The sequence below is a fragment of the Pseudomonas sp. Wu6 genome, assembly GCF_019891515.1.
GTDB classification, from domain to species: domain Bacteria; phylum Pseudomonadota; class Gammaproteobacteria; order Pseudomonadales; family Pseudomonadaceae; genus Aquipseudomonas; species Aquipseudomonas orientalis_A.
Window position 1 is genome coordinate 64,784 of record NZ_JAFLXH010000018.1, and the last position, 21,463, is coordinate 86,246.

A 21,463-nucleotide genomic window follows, 5' to 3' on the forward strand; every position below is an offset into this window, starting at 1 on the left:
GACAACTACTTTATTATTTGGGCCAATGTTTTCATCGAAGGCACATCGGTATGAGCTTTAGGAGTTTTCTTCGGGGTCCGACCAGTACCTTGCTGATGGTTGAGTTCGGCGATGAAAAAGGTTTTCGGGCTGAAGAGATTTTGCTCGGCTCGGGACTGACGTTGGCTCAATTGACCGATCCGAATTTGGAGTTAACTGCCGACCAGGAGCTGTGCGTTGCCGAAAACCTGTTGCGTTTATCAGGCCATGCTGCGGGGCTAGGTTTCGAAGTCGGCACGCGCTATCACTTCTCGACCTACGGCCTATTCGGCTACGGTCTGATTAGCAGTGCAACCGTCGGCGATGCGCTGGCCCTGGCGCTGCGCTTTTTGCCGTTGACCTACGCGTTCACGGTGGTCGCCTATGAGGAACAAGGCGATGAAGGAGTGCTGACCTTTGCCGTTCTAGGATTAGCACCGGACCTACGCGAATTTCTATTGACCCGCGACATGTCAGCGGCTGCGCTGTTGCTAAAGGAACTGGGCGGCAATGACTTCTCGTTATCACGCTTCTGCCTGAGCAAGCAGCCGCCGCCTATCCCTGACAATGTGAAAGTGCTGGGCTGTGCCCCTTCGTACGCGGCTAATAGCAACAGCTTGGCCTTTAATCGCTCTTTTCTCAGTCTCCCTTTACCTCAAGCCAACGCGGTGACTGTTTCGATGTGCGAACAGATGTGCACGCAACTGATGCAACGTCGCATCGCACACGCCGGGATGACGGCATTGGTGCAGCACTACCTGAACACCCCGGATAATGGCATGCCCGATCTATCCAGCATTTCCGAACTACTACATGTGAGCCCGCGCACACTCAAACGCAGATTAAAAGAGGAAGGGACAACATTCCGAAAACTGCTCGCCGACGTCCGCAGTCGCAACGCTATCATTCTGCTAAAGGACGGTCACAACCTGACTGAGATCGCTGAACGCTTAGGTTTCAGCGACCTGTCAAGTTTCTCCCAGGCATTCAAGCGCTGGCATGGCATATCGCCAAGTCAGTTTTCACAGCAAAAAAAATAACTTTGGTAATTATTAGACAGAGAAACTGTAAAAACCCCAGAGCGCTTTCACGAGAGTGAATACCCACTTCTGACCGATTTTGTTGAAGACTTTGGTTTTATAAACTATTGGTATACCAACCGCTGAAAGTACCTTTTGGGCACACCGCTGCACAAAACTTAAGCTCGGCCCCCTCAAAACAATGAACTGCCCATGGCTGTATAGACAGATCCAAGCGTCAGCTTCCTCAGCTAGGACCAGACTGACCGGATGCTTTTGGCCGATGACTGCCAGTCGCCACCGACAGCTATCGACCCAAAGCGGACATTTGACAGAAATGTAAGCGGTAACGAATTTTTCACTGTGGCTCCAATTCTGACCATAAACAACTGCGCCCAATGCCGGCCATTAAAGTACCGTAGTCTTCAAAATTACTGGCACTCACCTCATCCTGGCTCGTCCACGTTGCTTCACACTCTTCGCACACCCACAGCAAAATATTTGTGGAGCGCACCCGCATTGCTCGAACGTAACCTTGGCTGCACCTTTGGCACTCAATCAGCATACAAATAATCTCTGACAGGACTTAGATGTAGTCTAATCCTATCGGCTGCTTTTGGCCGTTTTCTGCCCGTTACCACCGGCACGTTTTGGCCGGTAGTGACCCTTCTAAACGAAGCCCCTGGGTCGACGGCACCCGCTGCAATCATCACAAACAGCTCCTGCCAAAGCATTAATTGATGTAACACCTCTTCGCCATGTAACACGCATATCAGCAAACCAGCCACAGCTGTGTAACGAGACATAAATTCATTAAAATCATATAGTTATATACTTATGTAACACGCGTAACACCGGTAACACGGTTTTATTAGGGTAGCCCCCAGCCCCTAGCGTATTGCACCCCCAGCGAGCGACGTGGGTCATGGTCTTGGCTTTGGTTCGATGAGGGGGACCCTGGAGGGTTCTTCTAAGTACGGGGCATAGAACCCGCGCGTTCGTGTTAGCGGATGGTTTTTTTAAGTTGGTTGACAGGTGACGTGGTTGACACCCGTCACCATGGTTGACGCCATGCGGCTGTTCACTATCAGCAACAGACACAGCCACCTTTACCGAAGCTGTAACGATGGCCCTTTTTCTCCAAGATCCTTTCAATTTCAACGATTGAAATTTCAGTAACTTCCGGCACCTCCCACTAACTCGATCCCGCGGGTTTCATGCCCCGTGCTGGAAGAAAAACCTCAGGGTCCCCAGCAGCTTTTCAGCCTCGCCCTCCTTTTGCACGGACGCAATGGCACCGCCGAACGAAACACCGACTAGTATCAGAACAGAGAAAGTTATCAATCAGGGGTAGGGAAAGCGCTATGGATATGGTTCGTGTCAACTCGACGGCTATCACAGCTATCGGCTATGACCCCGCGACAGGCAGGATGAAAATCACGTTTAAGCAAGGGCGTACTTACGACTACTGCCGCGTCCCACCTAACATTCATCAGGGCCTCATGGGGGCCGGCTCGAAAGGTACTTATTTCGATAGGATGATCAAGGATCGGTACCAGTGCTAGACCTGGGCATACAGGCGTATTTCAAGCCAGATGCACACCCAGCACGGGGGGCCGTGTATGCCCTCGTGTATGCCTAACCGAAACACCACCACAAGAACCCTTATAAACCGGGCATGTTACCGCCCAGTTCAAACGACGCCGGGGCATACGAACGAAAAAGCCCCAGGTCGAAAGACCTGGGGCTTTTTTGTTCTCTAGTTTTGCCAGATGAAGCCCCTCCAGAAATATGCACAAATGCATATTTCCTCTTGGCATCAACACTGTGTTTATGTACAGTATCGATGTGCTGGCTTCTGCCTCACGCCGTTTGCCCTCCCCTGCACTCGTCAGCAAGGTGGGCATTCTCAAGGAAGCTAAATATCAAGGAGATATTCATGACAGACATCACGCTACCGCCAATTATCGTAACGCCTGAGCCGCCACTGCCCCTTCCTCCTGGGCCGCTGCCAGGGGGAGGTTTTATTGCCAAGCCCTTGCCGTGGGATGGGAAAATCGTTGATTTTTCAGACATCGATGCGCTCATGCGAAAAATGAACTTCAGTCATCCTGACAGTACGATGACGAAGGTGGCGCTGGCGGTCAGGGCGCAGAAGCAGATTGCAGATTCTTACGCTGCCAACTTGCCTAACCTGCTGGCCGAGATCGACTCGGAGGTTGCCGCAGCCGTTGGGGCGGATGCTCTTTCGGCACTGGAAAAATCCAGGAAAGAAAAAGCCGTCGTTGATGCCCTAATCAACACCTCACAGGCTGACCTTACTGCCAGTCTTGCGGCGGCCAACGCTTACTTCGGCAGGGATCCTCTACTGAAAGACATACCGCACAATGCGGTAGATTTCGTTAATCTTGAATATAAAGATCGGTTGGGCTTCAAACACGCGTATCAGGCGCTTGCCGACTCCTATAGCGCGGCCTACAAAAGCAGATACCTGTCTGAAAAGATTCGATTGTTGACTGAAAAATCTAACGCTTTGACGGGTTTGATCGCTACCGCTCAAGCGGAGGAAGATGCACGTCTTGCGGCGCAGGCAGAGGCAGAACGCCTGGCTGCCGAGGCCGCAGCAAAAGCTGAAGCAGAGCGTCTTGCCGAAGAGCAGGCAAAGGCCGATGCGGAAATCAAAGATGCCATTAAATTCACTGCTGATTTTTACAAGGAGATCGGAGAGAAATTTGGCCAGCAAATGTCAACGCTCTCAGCAGAATTGGCCGACAGTGCGAAGGGCAAAAAGCTTCGCAGCGCACAAGAGGCACTGAATGCCTTTGAGCAATACAAGGGTGCGCTGGATAAGAAGTTCAGTGCGGCTGACCGCGCGGCCATCGTCAATGCCCTGGATTCGCTTGATAGCGCGGAGTTGGGAAAAAACCTGAACAGGTTTGCCAAAGGCTTTGGTTATGTAGGCAAAGCCATTGATGCCTATGACTTGCGTAATGAAGTAAGTAAAAGCTACGCAACAGGTGATTGGAATAACACTGCACTGAAAGTGGAAACACTGTTTGCAGGTGCTGCGGCAACAGGTCTGATTGCTTTTGCGTTCGGTGTGACTGTTTCGTCACCCGTGGGGATTGTGGCGTTTGCGCTGATCATGGCATTTGTCAGTGCATTTATTGACGATAAACGTGTTAAGCAATTCAACGATGCACTCGACGCGGTGCTTCCTTTCTAAAAAAACGAAGTGGCCTTTTTAGGCCACTTTTTTTAGTGCTGAATAGAATAGGTACCCAAGCACGGCAGGAATGGCAAAAACGATGCACACCATATAAAAAATCACATACAGCCCGTTTTTCCCAGGCGACTCCGTCAGTAAGCCGGTCGTCCAGAATTCACGACGCGTGAATCGAAGCGCCGTCTGCTCGATTATAAATCGAGAGAACGGAAACAAGAAAATACTTCCTGCTCCTAAAATCATAACAGTGAAGCTAATATCCTCCACAAAAGTGTCCGCTCCAAAAATGTCGGTAAAGAAGAGAACAAATATGAAAATGGATATCATAAAATTTTCAACAAGATATTTTTTACTCATATCAACTCGTACTTTAAATTCACTTTAAACTTCTGGCTGCCCTGCTCAATTAAATGATAGCAAATAGCATCCATGGCATTGGGCTATTGCGTAATAGGTTCAGTGCAAGATGAGTGAACAGGGGCGATGGTATCCCGCGATACCATCGCCACAGCGTCAGTGAGGCTGCAATGCCTTAAGCCGCTCCTCAAGATTTTGCGCAGGGAAACGTTTTTGCAACTCGGCCAGTTTCGCCGTCGCGGCACCCTCATCGCCTGCCGCGCGCAGGCGCAACACTTCCTGCAAGCCCTGCTCCAGCGGCTCAGGCACTGCGCGCTTGGCCAGCTTGCCTTGGGGCAAGGCGTCACTGTTCATTTCGGCGCTGAACGACTCGGCACGCGGCGGCGCGCTCATGGGCGCAGGCGCGGAAAACGTGGCCGGGACGGCGAGGCGGGTGTTTTGTACCGGGGCAAGCTCGGGGGTGCGCGTTATCACGCCCGCCAGCAGCGCCACACCGGCCACGCTGGCGAATGCCATCTGCCAACGCGGTTGCTGGCACAGACGCAGCCAGCGTTGCCACAGGCTGGGCTTGGGGGCAGGCGCTTCGCGGCGGGCGGTGTTGAGAATGAATGTGTCCAGGAATGCGGGCGGTTCGCCGGCGCTGTTCTGGCGATAGTGCTGGATCAGCGCTTCGTCGCGCGGATCGTTCGGGTCTCGGGCGTCAGTCATACAGTTACCTCGTCGGCCAGCAGGCGCCGCAATTTCTGCAGGGCATAGCGCAAGCGGCTTTTAACGGTTTCCAGCGGGGCACCGGTGAGGGTGGCGATTTGCGGGACTTCGAGGTCGCCGTGCAGGCGCAGCAGGAAGACTTCGCGCTGGTCTTCGGGCAAGGCTTGCACGGCGGCGTCGAGGCGCGCCTGGTCGCGGTTCAGGCTCAGTTGCTGTTCGGGGCCGGCGCTGTCGTCGGGCTGGGCGTGCAGCAACTCGTCGTAGCTGTCGTGCAGCGGGTTGTGCAGGCCGTGTTTGCGCCAGTGGTCGATCAGGCGGTTGCGCGCGATCTGGAACAACCAGGTGCGAAAGCTCGCCCGGCCTTGTGGCTGGGTGGTGCTGCGGATCAGGCTGAGCCAGGTGTCCTGGTAGATTTCTTCGGCCAGTTCGGGTTTGTTGCACAGAGATACGAGGAAGCGGTACAGGCCCTGGCGATGCCGGGCGTACAAGGCTTCGAACGCAGCAGCGTCGCCGGTGCGGTAGCGGGCCAGCAGCGATTCGTCGCTGGGTGGATCGTCTGGAACGGCCATGTAGTGGGCAGACTCCTTTTTATAAGCCGAAGCGGGTTCAAGTGTGGGAGGGGGCTTGCTCCCGATGGCGGTGGGTCAGTCAGCACATTTGGTAATGATAGGCCGCTATCGGGGGCAAGCCCCCTCCCACATTTGATCTTCATTGTGCTCGGGATAAGGGTTGTAGGCTTTGGGCCAGTTCCACCAGTTGCACGAATTCGTTGCGCAGGCCGAACGGGTCGTCGCCTCGGGCCGAGCGGGCCAGGGCGGCGGTGTCCTGCAAGCTCATGTTGCCAGTGTAGCGGCCATCGCCCTTGAGCTGTTGGGCGAAGGCGGCAACGGCGGCGCTGAAACGCAGGTCGTCGCTGGGCTTGGTAGTCGTTTTGTCGACGGCCCGTTCGATCAACTGGCTATCACCGCCCGCAGCCGGTTTGTAGCGTACGCGCACCGTCGCCAGTTCGGCCGAGGTGTTTTCAGCCGCAGGCGCTCTGGCATAGCGCAACGGCTCCAGCCAGCCCTTCTCGCCCTTCGGCACGATTTCATACAACGCCGTCACCGTGTGCCCTGCGCCGATTTCGCCGGCATCGACTTTGTCGTTGTTGAAATCCTCACGCTTGAGGGCGCGGTTTTCATAGCCGAGCAGGCGGTATTCGCTGACCTGTGCCGGGTTGAATTCCACCTGCAATTTCACATCCCGCGCCACCACCGCCAGGGTGGAACTGAGCTGCTCTACCAGCACTTTGCGCGCTTCGCGCAGGTTGTCGATATAGGCGTAGTTGCCGTCACCGGCGTCGGCCAGTTGTTCCATCAGGTGTTCGTTGTAGTTGTCCACGCCAAAGCCAAGGGTGGTAAGGGATACACCGCTTTTGCGCTGGTCCGCCGCCATGTGCTTGAGGCTGTCGAAGTCGCTGATGCCCACGTTGAAGTCACCGTCGGTGGCCAGCAGGATGCGGTTGATACCCTGGTCGATAAAGCCTTCGCGGGCCATCTGGTAGGCCAGCTCGATGCCGGACGCGCCAGCGGTGGCGCCACCGGCGGTGAGTTGGTCGATGGCGTTGCGGATCGTGGTTTTGTCACGCCCGGAGGTGGGCTTGAGCACCACGCGCGATTCACCGGCGTATGCCACCAGTGATACGCGGTCCTGATCACGCAGTTGATCCACCAATAATTTCAGCGTGCTTTTGACCAGCGGCAGGCCTTCGCGACGGTTCATGGAGCCGGACACATCCACCAGGAATACCAGGTTGGCCGGGGCCAGTTCTGCCACGGTTTTGTCGGAGGCCTTGATGCCGATGCGCAAGAGTTTCGTGCGTGGGTTCCACGGCGTGGCGGCGACTTCAGTGGTGACGCCAAAGGGTGAGCCGTCGGTAGGCAGCGCGTAGTCGTAAGGGAAGTAGTTGACCATTTCCTCCAATCGCACCGCGCCTTCGGGCGGCAGACGACCCTGGTTGAGGAAGCGTCGTACGTTGGCATAGCTGCCGGTGTCGACATCCACGCTGAAGGTGGAGACCGGTGCTTCGGCGACGCGATGCACCGGGTTGTCGGGCAGGTTGGCGTATTGCTCGCGCGGTTCGCTGCGCTCATCCCGGGTCGCCATCTCCCGCATCATCATCGGTGCCGGCATGACCATGCGTTTGACCACTGCGTCCTGGGCCGGGGCGCTTTGAAGCGCTGCGACGGGTTCCGCCGGTTTCGCCAGGTCAGGGGACGACGACAGCCCGCATCCGGCCAGCGCCACCAGCAGGGTAACGGTGAAGCCTTGGGCAGCAGGACGCAGGGAGAACAGAGCGTGGGACATGGGCTGGGCCTCGTGAATGAATGAGCCGTTCACAAGGTCAGACGTGGGGCGCGCAAGGTTCGGGTTAAACCCCAATTGACCTCACAGCAAAAAACAATGTGGGAGGGGGCTTGCTCCCGATGGCGGTGGGTCAGCCACTGCAGTAGTGACTGATGTACCGTCATCGGGGGCAAGCCCCCTCCCACAGTTGATCTTCCGTGTTTGAAGAACGTCAGTCCGTGCCGTATTTCGGGTTACGCGGGCCGTACAGGATGCCGGTGCGTTGCCCCGCCGACAGCAGGCGCGCACTGGTGATACCGGCAATCGGGTGCGCGGCATCGGTGGAACTGTTGATCACCTGCTTGACCGCCGCCGTGATCAGCATGCCCACCAGGCCGCCACCGTTGTTGTTGCCTTCCTCGCTGGACGCCCGTGCTGCGCCGGTCCATAGGGTGGTGCCGGTGCGCAGGTCCACCAGCTTGGCCGAGGCCGTCACTGAGGTGTCGCTGGAGATCAACATGTACTTGGTGCCGTATTCACTGACCGTGATGTACAACGCCGCGTCCGCACCAAAGATGTCATGCAGCTTGGTCGGCGGCACACCCTGGATGTCGTTGGCGGTGGTCAGGCCGTTCTGGCGGAAGGTTTCGTCCACCAGGGCAATCGGCAACACGTAGTAGCCGGCTTCGGCCAGCGGATAGGTGACTTGCGACACCAGGCTGTAGGACGCCTGCACTTCCGGCGATTCATTGATCGGCGGCAGCACCAGGATCGACTTGGGCCGCGCCTGTTTGTACGCCGAATAATCAACCGTCTTGGGCGCCGCGCAACCGCCGAGCAACGCCAGGGCCAGCAAGGCGCCGGTGAGTTTTAACAGGCTCATTTGGTGGCGACTCCGGTCTTGGCGTTTTTCAGCAGAAAGTCCATGTACGCAGCGGACTCGGGGAACAGGGCCTTCTCGGTGCGAAACTCCTGCACCATCTGATCATCCTTGCCCATGTTCATGTACAGCATGCCCAGGTGCGCATGGTAACCCGGCGGCGCCTTGCGGCCACTGGCGTTGATCTTCTGCAGATCGCGTTCCAGTGCTTCCACCTGCGCTTCCTTGGGCTCGCCCTTGAAGTATTCGTAAACCTGCGGCTGGTAGCTTTCCCATTGATACAGGGGCTGGGGCGCCGTCTGGCACCCGGCTACCGTCGCGATTGCTGTCAGCATCAGCGCCAACTTCACTGCCTTGCTCATCCGTGTACTGCTCCTTGTGGTGTGGCTGATCAGTTACGCGGGTTCCAGGCGCCGGCGTTGATGCCGTCGACCAGGCGGTTGATCGCTTCGCGCATGGCCAGGTCGAGCACCTTGCCATTGAGGGTGGAGTCGTAGCTGGCGGTGCCGCCGAAACCGACCACTTCACGGTTGGACAGCGCGTATTCACCGGCGCCCTGGGTGGAATACACCACTTCGGAGGTGTTGATGTTGACGATGTTCAACGCGACTTTGGCGTAGGCCACTTGGGTCTTGCCACGGCCGAGGATGCCGAACAGCTGGCGGTCGCCGGTTTCCTTGCGGCCGAACTCGGTCACATCGCCGGTCACCACGTAGTCAGCGCCCTTGAGCTTCTGCACGGTGCCTTTGATCTTGGCTTCCTGGGAGGTTTCGCCCATGTTGTCGCGGTCCAGCACGCTGAAGCGGTTGGTCTGCTGCAAGTGGGTGATCAGGATGGTCTTGGCCTGGCCGCCGAGACGGTCAACGCCATCGGAGAAGATGCCGCGCATGTAGCTGGAGCGGTTATCGAACTTGCCCACGGCAATCGGCACACGCACGCCGGAATAGGCGACGTGGGCGCTGGCGACTTGCTCCACCGGCATCGCGCGGTTGCTCTCGGTGGCGCAACCGGCCACGGTCAACAGCGCTGCGGCGGTAAGGCCCGACAGCAGGATTTTGGAGAGTGTCTTCACAGGGTGCTCCTTGGGTGAGGAAATCAGCGTTGCTGGGTTTTCCAAGGAGTTAGGCAGCCTGGACACTATGCTGGCCTGAGTTCTTCCCTGAAAGACTGTGATGCAACGGCTGCGGCATTTTACGGGGTTAAGAGCGGTTCTCAAGGTGTTTCGGCCCGAGTAGTGAAATCCAACACAAACCTCTGGAATGTGGAGATCCAATGTGGTCAGTCGACCCATCACTGACTGGTCTACCGCTATCGGGGGCAAGCCCCCTCCCACATTTGGTTTGCGTGAATCCGGAGCAGCGGGGCCGGGGCAGCTTGCGCTGTCTCAACCTGCTTACGTAGAGCGTGATGCCTCTGATATCAGTGTGGGAGGGGGCTTGCCCCCGATGGCGGCGAGCCAGCCAACACATCATTGACTGACCCTCCGCAATCGGGAGCAAGCCCCCTCCCACACTTTGTTTTGCGGTGTGGCTTAGAAGGCGTAACGCGCCTTGAGCATTACGCCGTCGGCGTCAAAACCACTGCGCGCCTGACGGGTGTAGCTGGCGCCGACGGTGAAGTCCGACACTTGGTAGTTCACGCCCACGCTGGCCTCGTAGCTGTCACGCGCCACCGATGCGCCGGTCACGGTAAACGCCGAACCACCGGCGACGAAGCTGGAGGTTTGCGCCACGCGATCGCCCATCAGGTCGTGGTAGGCCATCAAGGTCGCTTCCGGTTGCAGGCTGCCCGCGCCCATCGGCAAGTTGCCCGCCAACCGCACACCGGCACCCAGTTCGCCCACTTCATAACGTTGCGAAGACGTGCTCAAGGCCGCCGACGAACCTTTCTCGGTGTAGCCATCCATGCGCACGTTGGCATAGCGCGCAGCCACACGCGGCTCGATCACCACCGCCTGGGACGGCTTGAAGCTGTAGCCGCCGATCACGCTGGCCGACAATACATTGCTGTCGTAACTGCCCTTGGCCGTGGTGCCCGCGACGTGGCGCTTGCTGTCATTGTCGTTATGGCCGTAGCTGAGGCTGCCATCCACAAACCAGTTTTGCAGCGCCCAGTTGCCGTACAGCGACAGCGCGTGGCCCTCGACGTCGGTCTTGTTGCCCAGGTCCGAATGGATGTTGGAATTGAGGTAGCTGTAGGCCACGCCCAAAGTGGTGGTGTCGTTCACACGACCGTCCACGCCCACTGCCATGCCGCTGCTGTTGGCCGAGTAACCGTTGTTGCCGCCACGGCCGTCCTGGTCCATGTTGCTGCTCAGGCCCTGCACCCACACACCGCCGACCTGGTGACTTTCACGCTGGTCGGTGAGGCGATTGAAGATCGCGCCGTTGACCACGGTTTGCCCCGACAGCGCCACGTCGAGGGCGCCACGGTTGACGTCCGGCGTGAGTTGATCGGCGAGCTGCGCCAGTTGCTGCGCAGTCCCGGCGTTGGCCAGGCTCTGGAACACCGGATCGTTCTGGTTGAGCCCGCCGAGCACATCGTTTTTCAGCACATTGACGGCGGTCGCGGCTGACGCACCCGCGCTGACACCCGCCAGTTCCTGTTGTACCTGCTGGTCGCTTTTCACCGCCACCACGGCCTTGACCGTCTGCGCGTCGGCCGAGTAGCTGAGCACGTCGAGCAACGACGAGGCGCTGGCGACCGCTACGCCGTTGTTCTGCACGTTGGTGGCTTGCAGCAAGGTGTATTGCGTGCCGGCTTTAGGCGCCGCGAAGTCGCCCGGGTTGGCGCTGACCGTCAGCTTGGAAGCTTGAGCCAGATTGGCCGTGCCATTGACGGTGAGGTACGGCGTGGTCGGCACCACACTGTCGGTTAGGTGCATATCAATACCTGCACCGCTGGCCACATTGAGGTCGCCGGTGATTGCAGTGCCGGGCGCCGAGAGGTTCAGCGAACCTGAATTGACCGACACCGGCGCGATGATACGGCTACCGCTGAAACCCGCCTGACCGCCGATGTTGACGGCGCTGAGGTTGAGCAGGTCGCCGGTGATTTTGCCGCCGGTCCAGTTCAGGCTGGCGAGGTTGTTGGCGTCGACGGCGATGCCACTGTTGCTGCGGATTTCGCCGGCTTGCTGGTTGATTTCAAACGTCTCGACCTGCCTGGCCGCATCCACCTGGATCGCCGTGCCGTCCGCCGCGATGAGTCCACGGTTGACGATACCCCGTGCGCCTGTGGCGCTGTTCTGCGCAAAGCTGGCGCCGGAAAGATCGAAGGCATTGGCCGACGCGCCCTTGGCTTCAATGGTGCCGGTGTTGAGAATGTAATCGACGGTGCCGGAGAAAAAGCTCAGCCCCCTCGCCTCATTGCCATTGGCGGAAATCAGGCCGCTGTTTTCAATACGCAGGGGGTTGGTATCGGTTTCCACTTCCATGCCCCAGGCGCCTTCACCGGTGGCGATAATCGAACCCGAATTCAACAGCTTGCCGCCGATGGTGGTCGGCGTGTCGCCGCTGACGTCAAGGATCAAGCCAATCGCATCCGGACCGGCCATGTCGATCACACCGGTGTTGGAAACGTCGCCCGCAATGGTGGTGCCGTGCAGGTAAATGCCTTCGCCACCGCCCAGATAGCCTGGAAACGGCTCGGCGCTCACTGGTGGTGTGGAACGGATGGTGCCGGAGTTGATAACGCTGCCACCAATGGTGGTGGCACCGATTTCAAGCCCTTCGTAGGCGCCATGGTTCATCAGGATATTGCCCGCCTGAACCACATCCCCGGTGATGGTGCCGGGAGTCAGATTGGAAGGGCCAGACCAGAACATCGGGTCGATGGCGATCGCGCGAATGGTTTTGCCCTGTGAGTCCAGCGTGATGTCTGCGCGGTTGATCAGCGAGCCTTGAATGTTGGTGTTCACAAAGCCGAGACCGGCGGGGTCAGTGGTGTTGGAATCGACCACCCGGGAAAACTTGCCGTTAATGGTGACCGGCTCGTTGAACGTCTCATTGGCCCAAATATTCTTGCCCTGACCCAGGTCGAACTCGACTGCCAGCACCTGCGTGCTGATTGCGCCGACCATGATTGCCAACAGACTTTTCTGGAACTGCTTGCGCTTCATTTCAAACTCCATGAACTACAGTCAAAGCCGCCAATAGCCCGGCAGCAGTAGGTGTGCTGTACGAAAGGATCAATCGATCCGAATGAGGCTCTCCCGGCGTCCCTGGGAATCGCAGGCGCGAGCCGGTGCACCGCAGGCGGTGGCAGACAGGAGGCCGTAATAGGGAGAGGTTCACATCAATCCTTAATGTCATTTGAAAACGCTGCAGTCCATGCAGCCCGACCGGTTGCGGGTGGGCGGGGTAAAGACATCGAGATAAACAAAATGTTCAAAACCATGCGACACGCCCCCAATCCCGTAGGAGCGAGCTTGCTCGCGAAGATCCCCAACGATAACGCGAGCAACCAGAAACACACGGTGCCTGAGCGTTCACCATCACGCCCGCACCAACCAACCGCGTTACCTCACCATCAGACTTACTTGAGCTCCTTCACCAGATACTGCGCAGAAATCTGCGTAATCCCGGTCAACGCCCGACGCAATGCCTCCGGGTCTGTGCGATAGGTGAGCGGCGTGTAGCCATAAACGTTCTGGCCATTGAATGGCGTCACCGTTTCAAAGGTGCGCCAGATCATTTCATCGCCGCGATTCATCTGCGCCACCACGCTGAGGGTGGGGTAAATCACGCTGCTGAAACCCTGGGTCAGGCGAAAGCCCCACTCGGACACGGTCAACTGGATCTGCGCATCGGCCGGTTCATCGTCGCCGACCACCTTGAGCGTCGAAGTCTTGCCCAGCGCATCGACAAAGCCCTGCTTGAGCAACACGCCTACATCGAGTTTTTCCGCCTCCATCACCGCCAGAATGGCCACCGGCGTCGGCATCTCGGCCAACTGCCCGAGCTTCATGCCGGCGGCAAACCCTGCACCGCTCAACGCCGCAGTGCCCACCTTGGACGCCCCGCTGGCCATGCCGGCACCCGCGCCCAGCCCAGCACCCAGGGCAGCGCCCCAAGCCTGCTCGCGGCCGAAGTACACCATGTTCTTTTCCCACTTCACGGGCAGGACTTTGACGGTCTTGATCTGCGCTCGGTTTTCGGGAGTGAGGGGGTGGCTGACGCAACCGCCGAGGATGAGGGTGGTGAAGAGGATCAGGAGGAGGTTTTTCACATTGGTCCTTTAATGTTTGGGGTGGGGCTTGTGGATTGGCGTATTAGTGATGCGTTCGCTCGTCGGCAGTATGTCGGCAATGAGTGGGAAGACATTAGGGGTCGTGGTGGCACTCTTCGACGGGGCGGCATTTTGATGCCTTGCGTGGGTTTGGTGGTGCGGCTTATAGTCCGGCGGTCGCTCAAAAGGCGACCGGGTTTGGCGACCCGAAGAACGAGCCCTCAATAATCCAGAGAGCTTAATGATGAATCGATACATGCCCCTAACCGGCCACGACTGCACCATCCCAGCGCTGATCATCGACACCCAGGCACCTCTCGACGTCCTCCACGACGCCGCCGTGCACCGCATTCGGGCCGTCACCCAACTGCTGGAAAACCTGGCCTTTCGCGAACACCTCAGCAGCGATGCCGTAGTGCTTTCAGACTTCGCCCACTTGCTGGCCATTCCGCTGCGCGATGGGTGCGATTTGCTGGATGTCATCAGTCGTAGGCTTAATGCCGATCCGTCGTGAGTGAAAATCGGGCGGCCTTGGCGTCGCCCGCTTTGTGCTCAATTCCCTTGGCCACTATCTTTATCGTTAGACTCACGCTCTTTACGATTTTTCAACCAGGACTGTATCCAAACTCCTACCCCAGTAGGTATTGCGTAGGCATAAACACCGGGCAACATATCTACGACGTCAGCCCAACTGAAATCCCATACACCAATCTTTGAATAATTAATCAGCGCCCCCATGAATTTTGCGATAACCCCCAACAACAAAAACAATAAAAACACATAAATCAACAATAACAAAAACGCCTGTAACCTTGATCTAGGCCAAATCACTTTTCCTTCTCACTTCCTTCCCAACGGCAACAAAAGTTGACAGTTTTATCTAATAAGATTTTCAACTCTAATTTAAATAAATCTGTCCTTTTTTCTATCCCCTTTTTCTCCGCTTACTTCCTCTCAGCCCCTTATTCAGCACGCTTCCATTGCACGGCTCTAGACCTCACACTTTAAATAAAATCTTTCTCAGCATGACCTGCCTCTCAGCCTGGATTCCTACATCGCTGTGAAACACTGCTCACAAGCAACAATCTTCAAAACACCACCCAAATCTTCCACGGAAAAACAGTCGACATTCATCAACTCTTTTTCGTCCACGCCTAATGAGTTAAGCAGAGACTTACTAACCCACATTGGCGAACCAACAGCTTCTATATAACCTTTCCGCAAAACCCAGCGCCCAGGATTATTTGATATATCTACAACCTCTTGGGTAAGCGGAAAAGGTAATCCATTGCTTTTTTTAGGCAGTTGGGAGTGCTCAACATTGGCCACTTCGAAAAGTGTGATATTCTCGGCATTTTGCCACCGATCATATTCAGCATCGTAAACTCGAGCCTGAACGAAAGCTGGCTCATCTGTTAATGCAGCAATCAACGAGTGCGCCATCTCAAGAGAATTTGCGAGATTCTTTATATCTAATCGGCACAGTTCTTTATCCGCCACAAGCGAAAATTCTACAGAGCCACCAGCTAACTCAACAAAAAACCTCTTGCTCTTATTCTGTTTCAAGTAGTGCGAAACTTTGGCAAGCAACATTTTTTCACCGGTGAATCCATCGTTCACCTCGGAGCCTTTAAAGTCATTGAGCTGTTGCTCTAAACGCGCCCATACATCTGGAGAGCTATCGTACAAGCCCTCACTAAAAAAAATTTCAACCTCAAACATATGATTAGCTGCCAAATTCTTTAATGATGACAGTAATATTCCATTGCTTACCATACTCTATAATTTTACTCGATTCAGACAACCCGCCAGGCTGAACTCGGATATCCAGAATTTTCGCCGCTACGATACCATCTACAGTAATTTTCGAGCTTTGCAACAGAAAAGCGCACAAATTTATTAATAGGCTTTTCACTGCTATCTCGAATTAAAATGCCCCCCTCTCTCGCCCGCTCTTTTCAAGCAATTTTCTATGGAGATGAAAAGGTAGAAAAATTACTGGCTAGCATTCAACGGAACCGCCCAATCAAATCCGCCTCAATCTGACCGAGCAAGTTATCCTTATCTTCACCATTTTCCACAACTAAATAATTCCCTATCTGACTGTCGTGATAAACAGTTAACGCGACCCCATTACATATCAATACCCAACGTCGAGAATAAATATTATCAGCAAATTGAACTGGGCTTGCCTGCCAATATTTTTTAAAATATTTTACAATCGAGTCAAAACCATCCCAATCAGAAGAAAAGCCTAAATGACACTCGACTTTTCCTTCAGAGTTAATTCTTCTAGTTACAGTTGTCAACGACTCATCAATTCATTCAACCCCAAGACATTTATTAACCACTCTAGTTATTTTTTTATTTTAGGGAGGCACCAGTAAGCAGCAGCCCAAGTAGAGATTCCGCCTAACAAAAAACTCAAAAACACGGGAAACATATTTCTCATCACATGATAATTTTCAACCTCACTTATGAAGAAAAAAACCACACCAAACATCCATGCAGTAGAAACAACTGCGCCGACAACTGAAATCATTAAGTACACTTTTAAGCTGCCCACAGGCTTTACAAAAACCAACATTAGAGAAAAAACTAATGCAGGAAGAAAAAAAATCAACTGCGCCATTAAGGGAATGGTAATAAATAACGAAAAAACCTCACCGCCTCTCACCTCCCCAATTAATGATGCGTTCTTAAACACCGTTATCAATATCGAAATCAACATTAAGGGCACAGCGGCCACCCCAGAAAAAAAGGGGCACAACATGAATGCGAAAAAAACTTTTATTCGGGGATATGTATTCAACGTCATGATTTACATCCTTGACTGACACCATAGCCTAGTAACTTACAACCAAACTCAACGCTAGACTTATAATCCAAGACATCTACACCACCACTAATACTGGGCACGTCAAGTGGCAATTTTTTTGCACCTTTGTCAGTGAAAAATAGGGGGCAGACCACTATTCTTCCTGAGGTGTATACGCATGAGTATTCCTCTCAGTGAAAGCTGTGATAGTTTCGAAATTTCTCCACACTGCCACGCCCCCACGCTTCACGGTCTATAAGCGTTTAGCGATGAACGGGCGATATAAAATAAGGAGGAAGATAAATCTACTTTGAAAGCAGAATACTTAGAGCATCCTTAGATGCATTAACCACCCACAACCACTCATTTTTCTCCAAATATTCCCTATCAGAAAGTTCAGTGCCATATTTATCAAAAATCACATTAAGAGCACTTACCACGTTTTCAATAGACCTTGCTTCTTTTTCATCCCTCAGGACCAAACCTATCCAGTCGGAAGCGTTTTCAGCCAAACTCGTATCATCGTATAAAAAATGTACCGTGTAATTAAACTCGTCATAATCTAAACTCGGCGATGACCTCTCTACCCAAGCCTGGTACTGATAGTCAAGGTCTGACAACCCACTCAAGTAAGAGATAAGCTCCTCTCTCATACTAGGAAATTTCAGTTCGGAGAGTTCCAATTTTTCCATTTCTTATATTCGCTCAGAGGTATATGGACTTGTTCCGCATGTTCCTTAATCGATGCATTAACAGGCTTGCCCTCCCTACCTATCACAGGGCCATTGGACCTCACAATAACATGATCCACTTGCTGATTAGGCTGGCTAATATCATGTTCGCCCTTATCTATCCGTACGCCATTACCTTGATTTTTTGGATCTTGCCATCTAAATCCTACCCCCTTCTTATTTGGCGTTACTGCCCAAGTATCTGGAAATTTGGCAATCGTGGTGTCTGAGAAAAATAGAGGTCAGACCGCTATTCTTCTCTGACCTTTTTAATAGAAGGCAGGTGTTTCATGCCCTTAATTAAATTACTGATTTAATTCATGATTTCACTCACGACCATATAAACCTTCCTGCCCTTGCAAATTCAACTATTAGAATATTTCGGAAAAACCCAATAAGATAGCATCCCGGTGATTAATGCGCCTCCAAAAAAAGCAATTGAAGCAGGAAGCATGCTGTCCACAAAGCTGTAATCAGAACTATTACGAAGCAAATAACAGTCCGCCAAAAACATCCACAACGAAGCAACCACAGCTCCGCAGATCGAAACATTCCGGCAAGCTTTAAACGTTTTAGTTGGCTTAACAAAACTTATACAACATGCAAATACAAGGGAAGGAATAAAAAACACTAACTGCGTAAAAAACGGAGCAGTCAACAGGATTGAAAACGCTTCTCCCCCTCTGACTTGCCCCAGCAAACGAGCATCACTAAACAGACCTATCAGCATAATAATTAGAGAAATTGGCCCTATGATTAAACCTGCGAGAAAAGGACAAAATAAAAATACGAAAAATATTTTTATTGTCGGGTATTTCTTAACATTCATGGCGCGCACCCTTGGCTTGCTGAATAACCGAGCAACTCACATCCAAACTTAACTCTTGACTTATAATCCAAGATATCAATACCACCCTCTATACGCTGGGTTTCCACAAAAGGGATATATTTCATAAAACCATCGGCGCTGGTGGCTTCCTGAAAAATAGGGGTCAGACTATTCTTCTCATGCCCCTAACCGGCCACGACTGCACCATCCCAGCGCTGATCATCGACACCCAGGCACCTCTCGACGTCCTCCACGACGCCGCCGTGCACCGCATTCGGGCCGTCACCCAACTGCTGGAAAACCTGGCCTTTCGCGAACACCTCAGCAGCGATGCCGTAGTGCTTTCAGACTTCGCCCATTTGCTGGCCATTCCGCTGCGCGATGGGTGCGATTTGCTGGATGTCATCAGTCGCAGGCTTAATGCCGATCCGTCCTGAGTGAAAATCGGGCGGCCTTGGCGTCGCCCGCTTTGTGCGTGAGCAGCGCAAACTAAATAAATCCGTCCCTTTTTAATCTCATCTCCCCACCTGACAGCGTCTTATTGCTCCGCGCGCCAATCGACATAACCTTTCACCACAATGAGCTGATTACGGATGAAGCTTGAAAAGTTATCGGCCAACACCGCCACCTCGTCGATTTCCGAATCAATCTCTACTATCGACCAATTATCACCTACATTAAAAGCATAAAGCACACCACTGGAAGTCGCCGCAAACACATACATCCGACTATAAGTATCCACCTCACATCCGACGATAGCAGCGTACTTAGCCGGACCGTCTTCGATATAAAGCGCGCTGTCTAAATCGCCAAATCCAAAGGTGCCTAGAAAAGCCAGATAGTCTACAGGAACACTGTCGCGGTCCGCTGCATCAACCCCACTCAGTATAGATTCATGGTCAACCAGGCGGCTCCCGTAATCACCCTCGTACAGTTCAGCAGAAGTGATATGGTTGATGAGCTCACGAATTTCAAGTGTGTATTCCATTCTCTTTCTGCCCTTGTTTTTTCACATCAGTCATTAGCTCGAAAGCATGCTGCAAAAGAACAAAAGGGGACAGATTTATTTAATAGCTCTCAGCGCAAATTTAAATAAATCAGCCCCCTTTTTCTCGCGTCATTTAACGCAGCACACTTGATCATCAGAAAGATAATAAAGTCCCTCCAGCTTTCCGCAAATGGAAGGAAGACCAAAAACCGGTTCTGAGGCATAAGAAATAGGCAGCTCGGATCTAATCGAACCGGCAAACTCCGAACTTTCCCACACTGGAGTTACTATACCGCTCCAAAAACTTACGGCGTCTCCCTTATCAGACAATACAACAGGCTTTAAGTATTCAATTGCGGCATTGGAGTCCCAATATAAATAACCGCGATACACAGCGCCACTTTCACCAAAAAAATCAGCTCGAACGACAATCTGAAAGTCTGAGCACGTTTCCTGTTCGGCGAGGGGGCGTACAGTTAATTCATCCTCCACGGTGTCGTCCATAGGAAAAAACCAAACGCTATAGCGATCAAGATCATCAATCGTTAGCTCATATACTTGTTTGTCCAACACAAATCGCCCCCATGTAATTAAACACAACAAAAGGGGGCAGATTTAATCAATGGCCTTTGCACTACCACCACAAATTAAACAAATTCGCCGCCTTCCCCCAACTACCTGACCAACTAGGCAACGGTTTCTCGATCATTATTAACAGAATCAAACAGTACGCCGACGACACCAGCCGCCATAAATCGCCGTTTCACTTCTTCACTTACTATGACCGCACCCAAATATTTTTTAAGTCTAAATATATGACTTGATCCGACCCTACCCGGGTCAACCACCAAATTGTAGAAAGCACCATAGTTGCCGGCCTTATCTGGCCTAACAGGATCATCTACCTCAAACTTTTTATAGCGAGAGCGCTTTTCATCCACGCAATCGATTTGCGTTTCTATAATAATCAAAAAATAGCTCTGGCAAACCACTTTATTATTTATATTAACCGGCTCAAAAACGACATATTGATAAGGTTCGTCTATCTCTGGCAAACCGGCGAGCGAATTTTTTGCCTTCTCGCTTAAAACAGGAACACTGGCGTATCCAGCGAGGGAATAATCAACTTCTTTACCGTCGAACCTTACATCGAGAGTATATGTGCCTGGCTCCATAAAATTAGCTGGAGGATCACTGAAATGCCAGTTATCTACATGATGTACATCTCCGAGCACCCACCTATCGCAGACAGTTACATCTTGTCGCATTAAGTAGTACCTCATTTTAGCCCCTCAATAAAATGGACAGATTTTTCAACTCTAATTTAAATAAATCTGCTCCCTTTTTTCACTTTTTTCAATACTGCCGCCTCCGAATCCGTAAGCAAGCTCACAAAAGGCGACAGATTTACTCAACGCTTTTCTTCTCAACTTTCTTGACCTGGCTCTCGACCTTTAGTCTTACTTTGCTTACGAGTTTTCAACCATGACCGAACAAAAGGGGACAGATTTATTTAATATGCTTTTCAATTCTAATTTAAATAAATCTGCCCCCTTTTCATAACAGATCAAAATACATCCCCCCACTCTCTTTTATTTTCGACAAACAAAGAACTTATCTTCACTGAGATACCCAATACCGCCTAAACGCCAAAATTCAAAATATGAACGAAAGTCAAAATCCAGATCTATTAAAGGCTGCCCCATATACCAAGCCAAATAATAATCAGCGGCAACTCCATAAAGAGCCTCAAACAGTGCATACTCTTGCTCTGTTTTTAGCAACCTGCAATCCCTGACCTGATCCCCCACCAGTTCAAGTATCCAGTTGCTGGGAACGTCTAATTTATCAAATTGATCTTTACTTCCATACAACAATTTTGCACGTTGGCATATCCTGTACAACTCGTCATCTCCAAAAGACTTACAGAAATTTGCCTGATTTTGCAACCAGAGTTTTGCCTTTTGCGTCAATTCAAATTCGCTAGTTTCAATCGTCGGGCATAGGTATAACTTATCTTCAAGCGTACCAGTTTGGATCACCTCATTCACGCGCAACACCAAACTGCCGGCTTGAGGAAAATAACTTAATGCTTTAGTAATTTCAGGTAGAGAAGAATGCACTTTGAATAACGCTAGAAAGTGGGACTTATCAAAATAGGCTTTTCCCTCACAAAAAACGCACCAGTCCTTTAAAAGGGTAGACATCACTTTGCTCTTGGTAAATCTGGTAAAAGGGAAGGACCGATTATCCAACCAATGAAAAATAGGGCGAACTTATTAAATTTGTTTTTTACTATCTTTACAAATTCAAATAAACCCACCCCTTTTATATA

The 21,463-nt window shown here is 52.7% G+C and carries 24 protein-coding genes; 5 read left to right on the plus strand and 19 right to left on the minus strand.

Annotated elements, in window-relative coordinates; all coding sequences use genetic code 11:
- Positions 1–50 precede the first annotated feature (50 nt).
- From J1G34_RS14320 to J1G34_RS14330, 3 genes are all read left to right on the plus strand, one after another.
- Positions 51–1,058, plus strand: a complete 1,008-nt coding sequence (locus tag J1G34_RS14320; protein ID WP_222994238.1) for an AraC family transcriptional regulator — start codon at positions 51–53, stop codon at positions 1,056–1,058.
- Positions 1,059–2,407: 1,349 nt separating this feature from the next.
- Complete coding sequence (locus tag J1G34_RS14325) at positions 2,408–2,602, plus strand: KTSC domain-containing protein (protein ID WP_262411805.1); 195 nt, start codon at positions 2,408–2,410, stop codon at positions 2,600–2,602.
- 374 nt (positions 2,603–2,976) lie between these two features.
- Positions 2,977–4,263: a colicin-like pore-forming protein gene (locus J1G34_RS14330; protein ID WP_240997029.1), complete on the plus strand. Its 1,287-nt coding sequence runs from the start codon at positions 2,977–2,979 to the stop codon at positions 4,261–4,263.
- Positions 4,264–4,281: 18 nt separating this feature from the next.
- Here J1G34_RS14330 and J1G34_RS14335 read toward each other — a convergent pair whose 3' ends face one another.
- The 9 genes from J1G34_RS14335 to J1G34_RS14375 form a co-directional block, all read right to left on the minus strand.
- The gene (locus tag J1G34_RS14335; protein ID WP_222994240.1) at positions 4,282–4,620 is read right to left on the minus strand and encodes a colicin E1 immunity protein; all 339 of its coding nucleotides are present in this window, start codon (positions 4,618–4,620) and stop codon (positions 4,282–4,284) included.
- Positions 4,621–4,776: 156 nt separating this feature from the next.
- Positions 4,777–5,328 carry a hypothetical protein gene (locus J1G34_RS14340; protein WP_222994241.1) on the minus strand — a complete coding sequence of 184 codons (552 nt, stop codon included), beginning with the start codon at positions 5,326–5,328 and terminating at the stop codon, positions 4,777–4,779.
- Positions 5,325–5,897 (minus strand): RNA polymerase sigma factor, encoded by a 573-nt coding sequence (locus J1G34_RS14345; RefSeq protein ID WP_065893850.1) that lies wholly within the window; start codon positions 5,895–5,897, stop codon positions 5,325–5,327. The genes J1G34_RS14340 and J1G34_RS14345 overlap by 4 nt, the downstream gene beginning before the upstream one ends.
- A gap of 139 nt (positions 5,898–6,036) precedes the next feature.
- Entirely contained in the window at positions 6,037–7,674 is a 1,638-nt protein-coding gene (locus tag J1G34_RS14350; protein ID WP_222994242.1) for a vWA domain-containing protein, read from the minus strand.
- Between the two features lie 211 nt (positions 7,675–7,885).
- The gene (locus tag J1G34_RS14355) at positions 7,886–8,536 is read right to left on the minus strand and encodes a DUF799 domain-containing protein (protein WP_057725334.1); all 651 of its coding nucleotides are present in this window, start codon (positions 8,534–8,536) and stop codon (positions 7,886–7,888) included.
- The gene (locus J1G34_RS14360) at positions 8,533–8,895 is read right to left on the minus strand and encodes a DUF4810 domain-containing protein (RefSeq protein WP_057010471.1); all 363 of its coding nucleotides are present in this window, start codon (positions 8,893–8,895) and stop codon (positions 8,533–8,535) included. The genes J1G34_RS14355 and J1G34_RS14360 overlap by 4 nt, the downstream gene beginning before the upstream one ends.
- A gap of 29 nt (positions 8,896–8,924) precedes the next feature.
- Positions 8,925–9,605 carry a CsgG/HfaB family protein gene (locus J1G34_RS14365; RefSeq protein ID WP_065883139.1) on the minus strand — a complete coding sequence of 227 codons (681 nt, stop codon included), beginning with the start codon at positions 9,603–9,605 and terminating at the stop codon, positions 8,925–8,927.
- A 459-nt stretch (positions 9,606–10,064) separates the two neighbouring features.
- Complete coding sequence (locus tag J1G34_RS14370) at positions 10,065–12,653, minus strand: autotransporter family protein (protein WP_065896192.1); 2,589 nt, start codon at positions 12,651–12,653, stop codon at positions 10,065–10,067.
- A 416-nt stretch (positions 12,654–13,069) separates the two neighbouring features.
- Complete coding sequence (locus J1G34_RS14375) at positions 13,070–13,762, minus strand: hypothetical protein (protein WP_122737046.1); 693 nt, start codon at positions 13,760–13,762, stop codon at positions 13,070–13,072.
- 256 nt (positions 13,763–14,018) lie between these two features.
- Here J1G34_RS14375 and J1G34_RS14380 point away from each other — a divergent pair, with 256 nt between their 5' ends.
- On the plus strand, positions 14,019–14,276 hold the full coding sequence (locus J1G34_RS14380) for a hypothetical protein (protein WP_065883145.1): 258 nt from the start codon (positions 14,019–14,021) through the stop codon (positions 14,274–14,276).
- Between the two features lie 38 nt (positions 14,277–14,314).
- Here J1G34_RS14380 and J1G34_RS14385 read toward each other — a convergent pair whose 3' ends face one another.
- The 6 genes from J1G34_RS14385 to J1G34_RS14410 all read right to left on the minus strand — a co-directional run bounded on the left by J1G34_RS14385 (position 14,315) and on the right by J1G34_RS14410 (position 18,140).
- Entirely contained in the window at positions 14,315–14,560 is a 246-nt protein-coding gene (locus J1G34_RS14385) for a hypothetical protein (protein WP_139113378.1), read from the minus strand.
- 252 nt (positions 14,561–14,812) lie between these two features.
- Entirely contained in the window at positions 14,813–15,484 is a 672-nt protein-coding gene (locus tag J1G34_RS14390) for a hypothetical protein (protein WP_262411801.1), read from the minus strand.
- Positions 15,485–15,771: 287 nt separating this feature from the next.
- Positions 15,772–16,071 carry a hypothetical protein gene (locus tag J1G34_RS14395; RefSeq protein WP_222994243.1) on the minus strand — a complete coding sequence of 100 codons (300 nt, stop codon included), beginning with the start codon at positions 16,069–16,071 and terminating at the stop codon, positions 15,772–15,774.
- Positions 16,072–16,118: 47 nt separating this feature from the next.
- Positions 16,119–16,580, minus strand: coding sequence for a hypothetical protein (locus J1G34_RS14400; protein WP_222994244.1), 462 nt, complete (start codon positions 16,578–16,580; stop codon positions 16,119–16,121).
- Positions 16,581–16,885: 305 nt separating this feature from the next.
- Complete coding sequence (locus J1G34_RS14405) at positions 16,886–17,272, minus strand: SCO4402 family protein (RefSeq protein ID WP_083207984.1); 387 nt, start codon at positions 17,270–17,272, stop codon at positions 16,886–16,888.
- Between the two features lie 403 nt (positions 17,273–17,675).
- The gene (locus tag J1G34_RS14410; protein ID WP_222994245.1) at positions 17,676–18,140 is read right to left on the minus strand and encodes a hypothetical protein; all 465 of its coding nucleotides are present in this window, start codon (positions 18,138–18,140) and stop codon (positions 17,676–17,678) included.
- Positions 18,141–18,319: 179 nt separating this feature from the next.
- Between J1G34_RS14410 and J1G34_RS14415 the strand changes: the two genes are divergently transcribed.
- Positions 18,320–18,577 carry a hypothetical protein gene (locus J1G34_RS14415; protein WP_065883145.1) on the plus strand — a complete coding sequence of 86 codons (258 nt, stop codon included), beginning with the start codon at positions 18,320–18,322 and terminating at the stop codon, positions 18,575–18,577.
- A 101-nt stretch (positions 18,578–18,678) separates the two neighbouring features.
- Here J1G34_RS14415 and J1G34_RS14420 read toward each other — a convergent pair whose 3' ends face one another.
- The 4 genes from J1G34_RS14420 to J1G34_RS14435 all read right to left on the minus strand — a co-directional run bounded on the left by J1G34_RS14420 (position 18,679) and on the right by J1G34_RS14435 (position 21,335).
- Entirely contained in the window at positions 18,679–19,128 is a 450-nt protein-coding gene (locus J1G34_RS14420; protein WP_222994246.1) for an SMI1/KNR4 family protein, read from the minus strand.
- Between the two features lie 129 nt (positions 19,129–19,257).
- Positions 19,258–19,701 (minus strand): hypothetical protein, encoded by a 444-nt coding sequence (locus J1G34_RS14425; protein WP_222994247.1) that lies wholly within the window; start codon positions 19,699–19,701, stop codon positions 19,258–19,260.
- Between the two features lie 113 nt (positions 19,702–19,814).
- A complete protein-coding gene (locus tag J1G34_RS14430; protein WP_262411803.1) occupies positions 19,815–20,396 on the minus strand; it encodes an imm11 family protein in 582 nt (193 codons plus the stop codon).
- 324 nt (positions 20,397–20,720) lie between these two features.
- Entirely contained in the window at positions 20,721–21,335 is a 615-nt protein-coding gene (locus J1G34_RS14435; protein WP_128875904.1) for a hypothetical protein, read from the minus strand.
- Between the last annotated feature and the right edge of the window lie 128 nt (positions 21,336–21,463).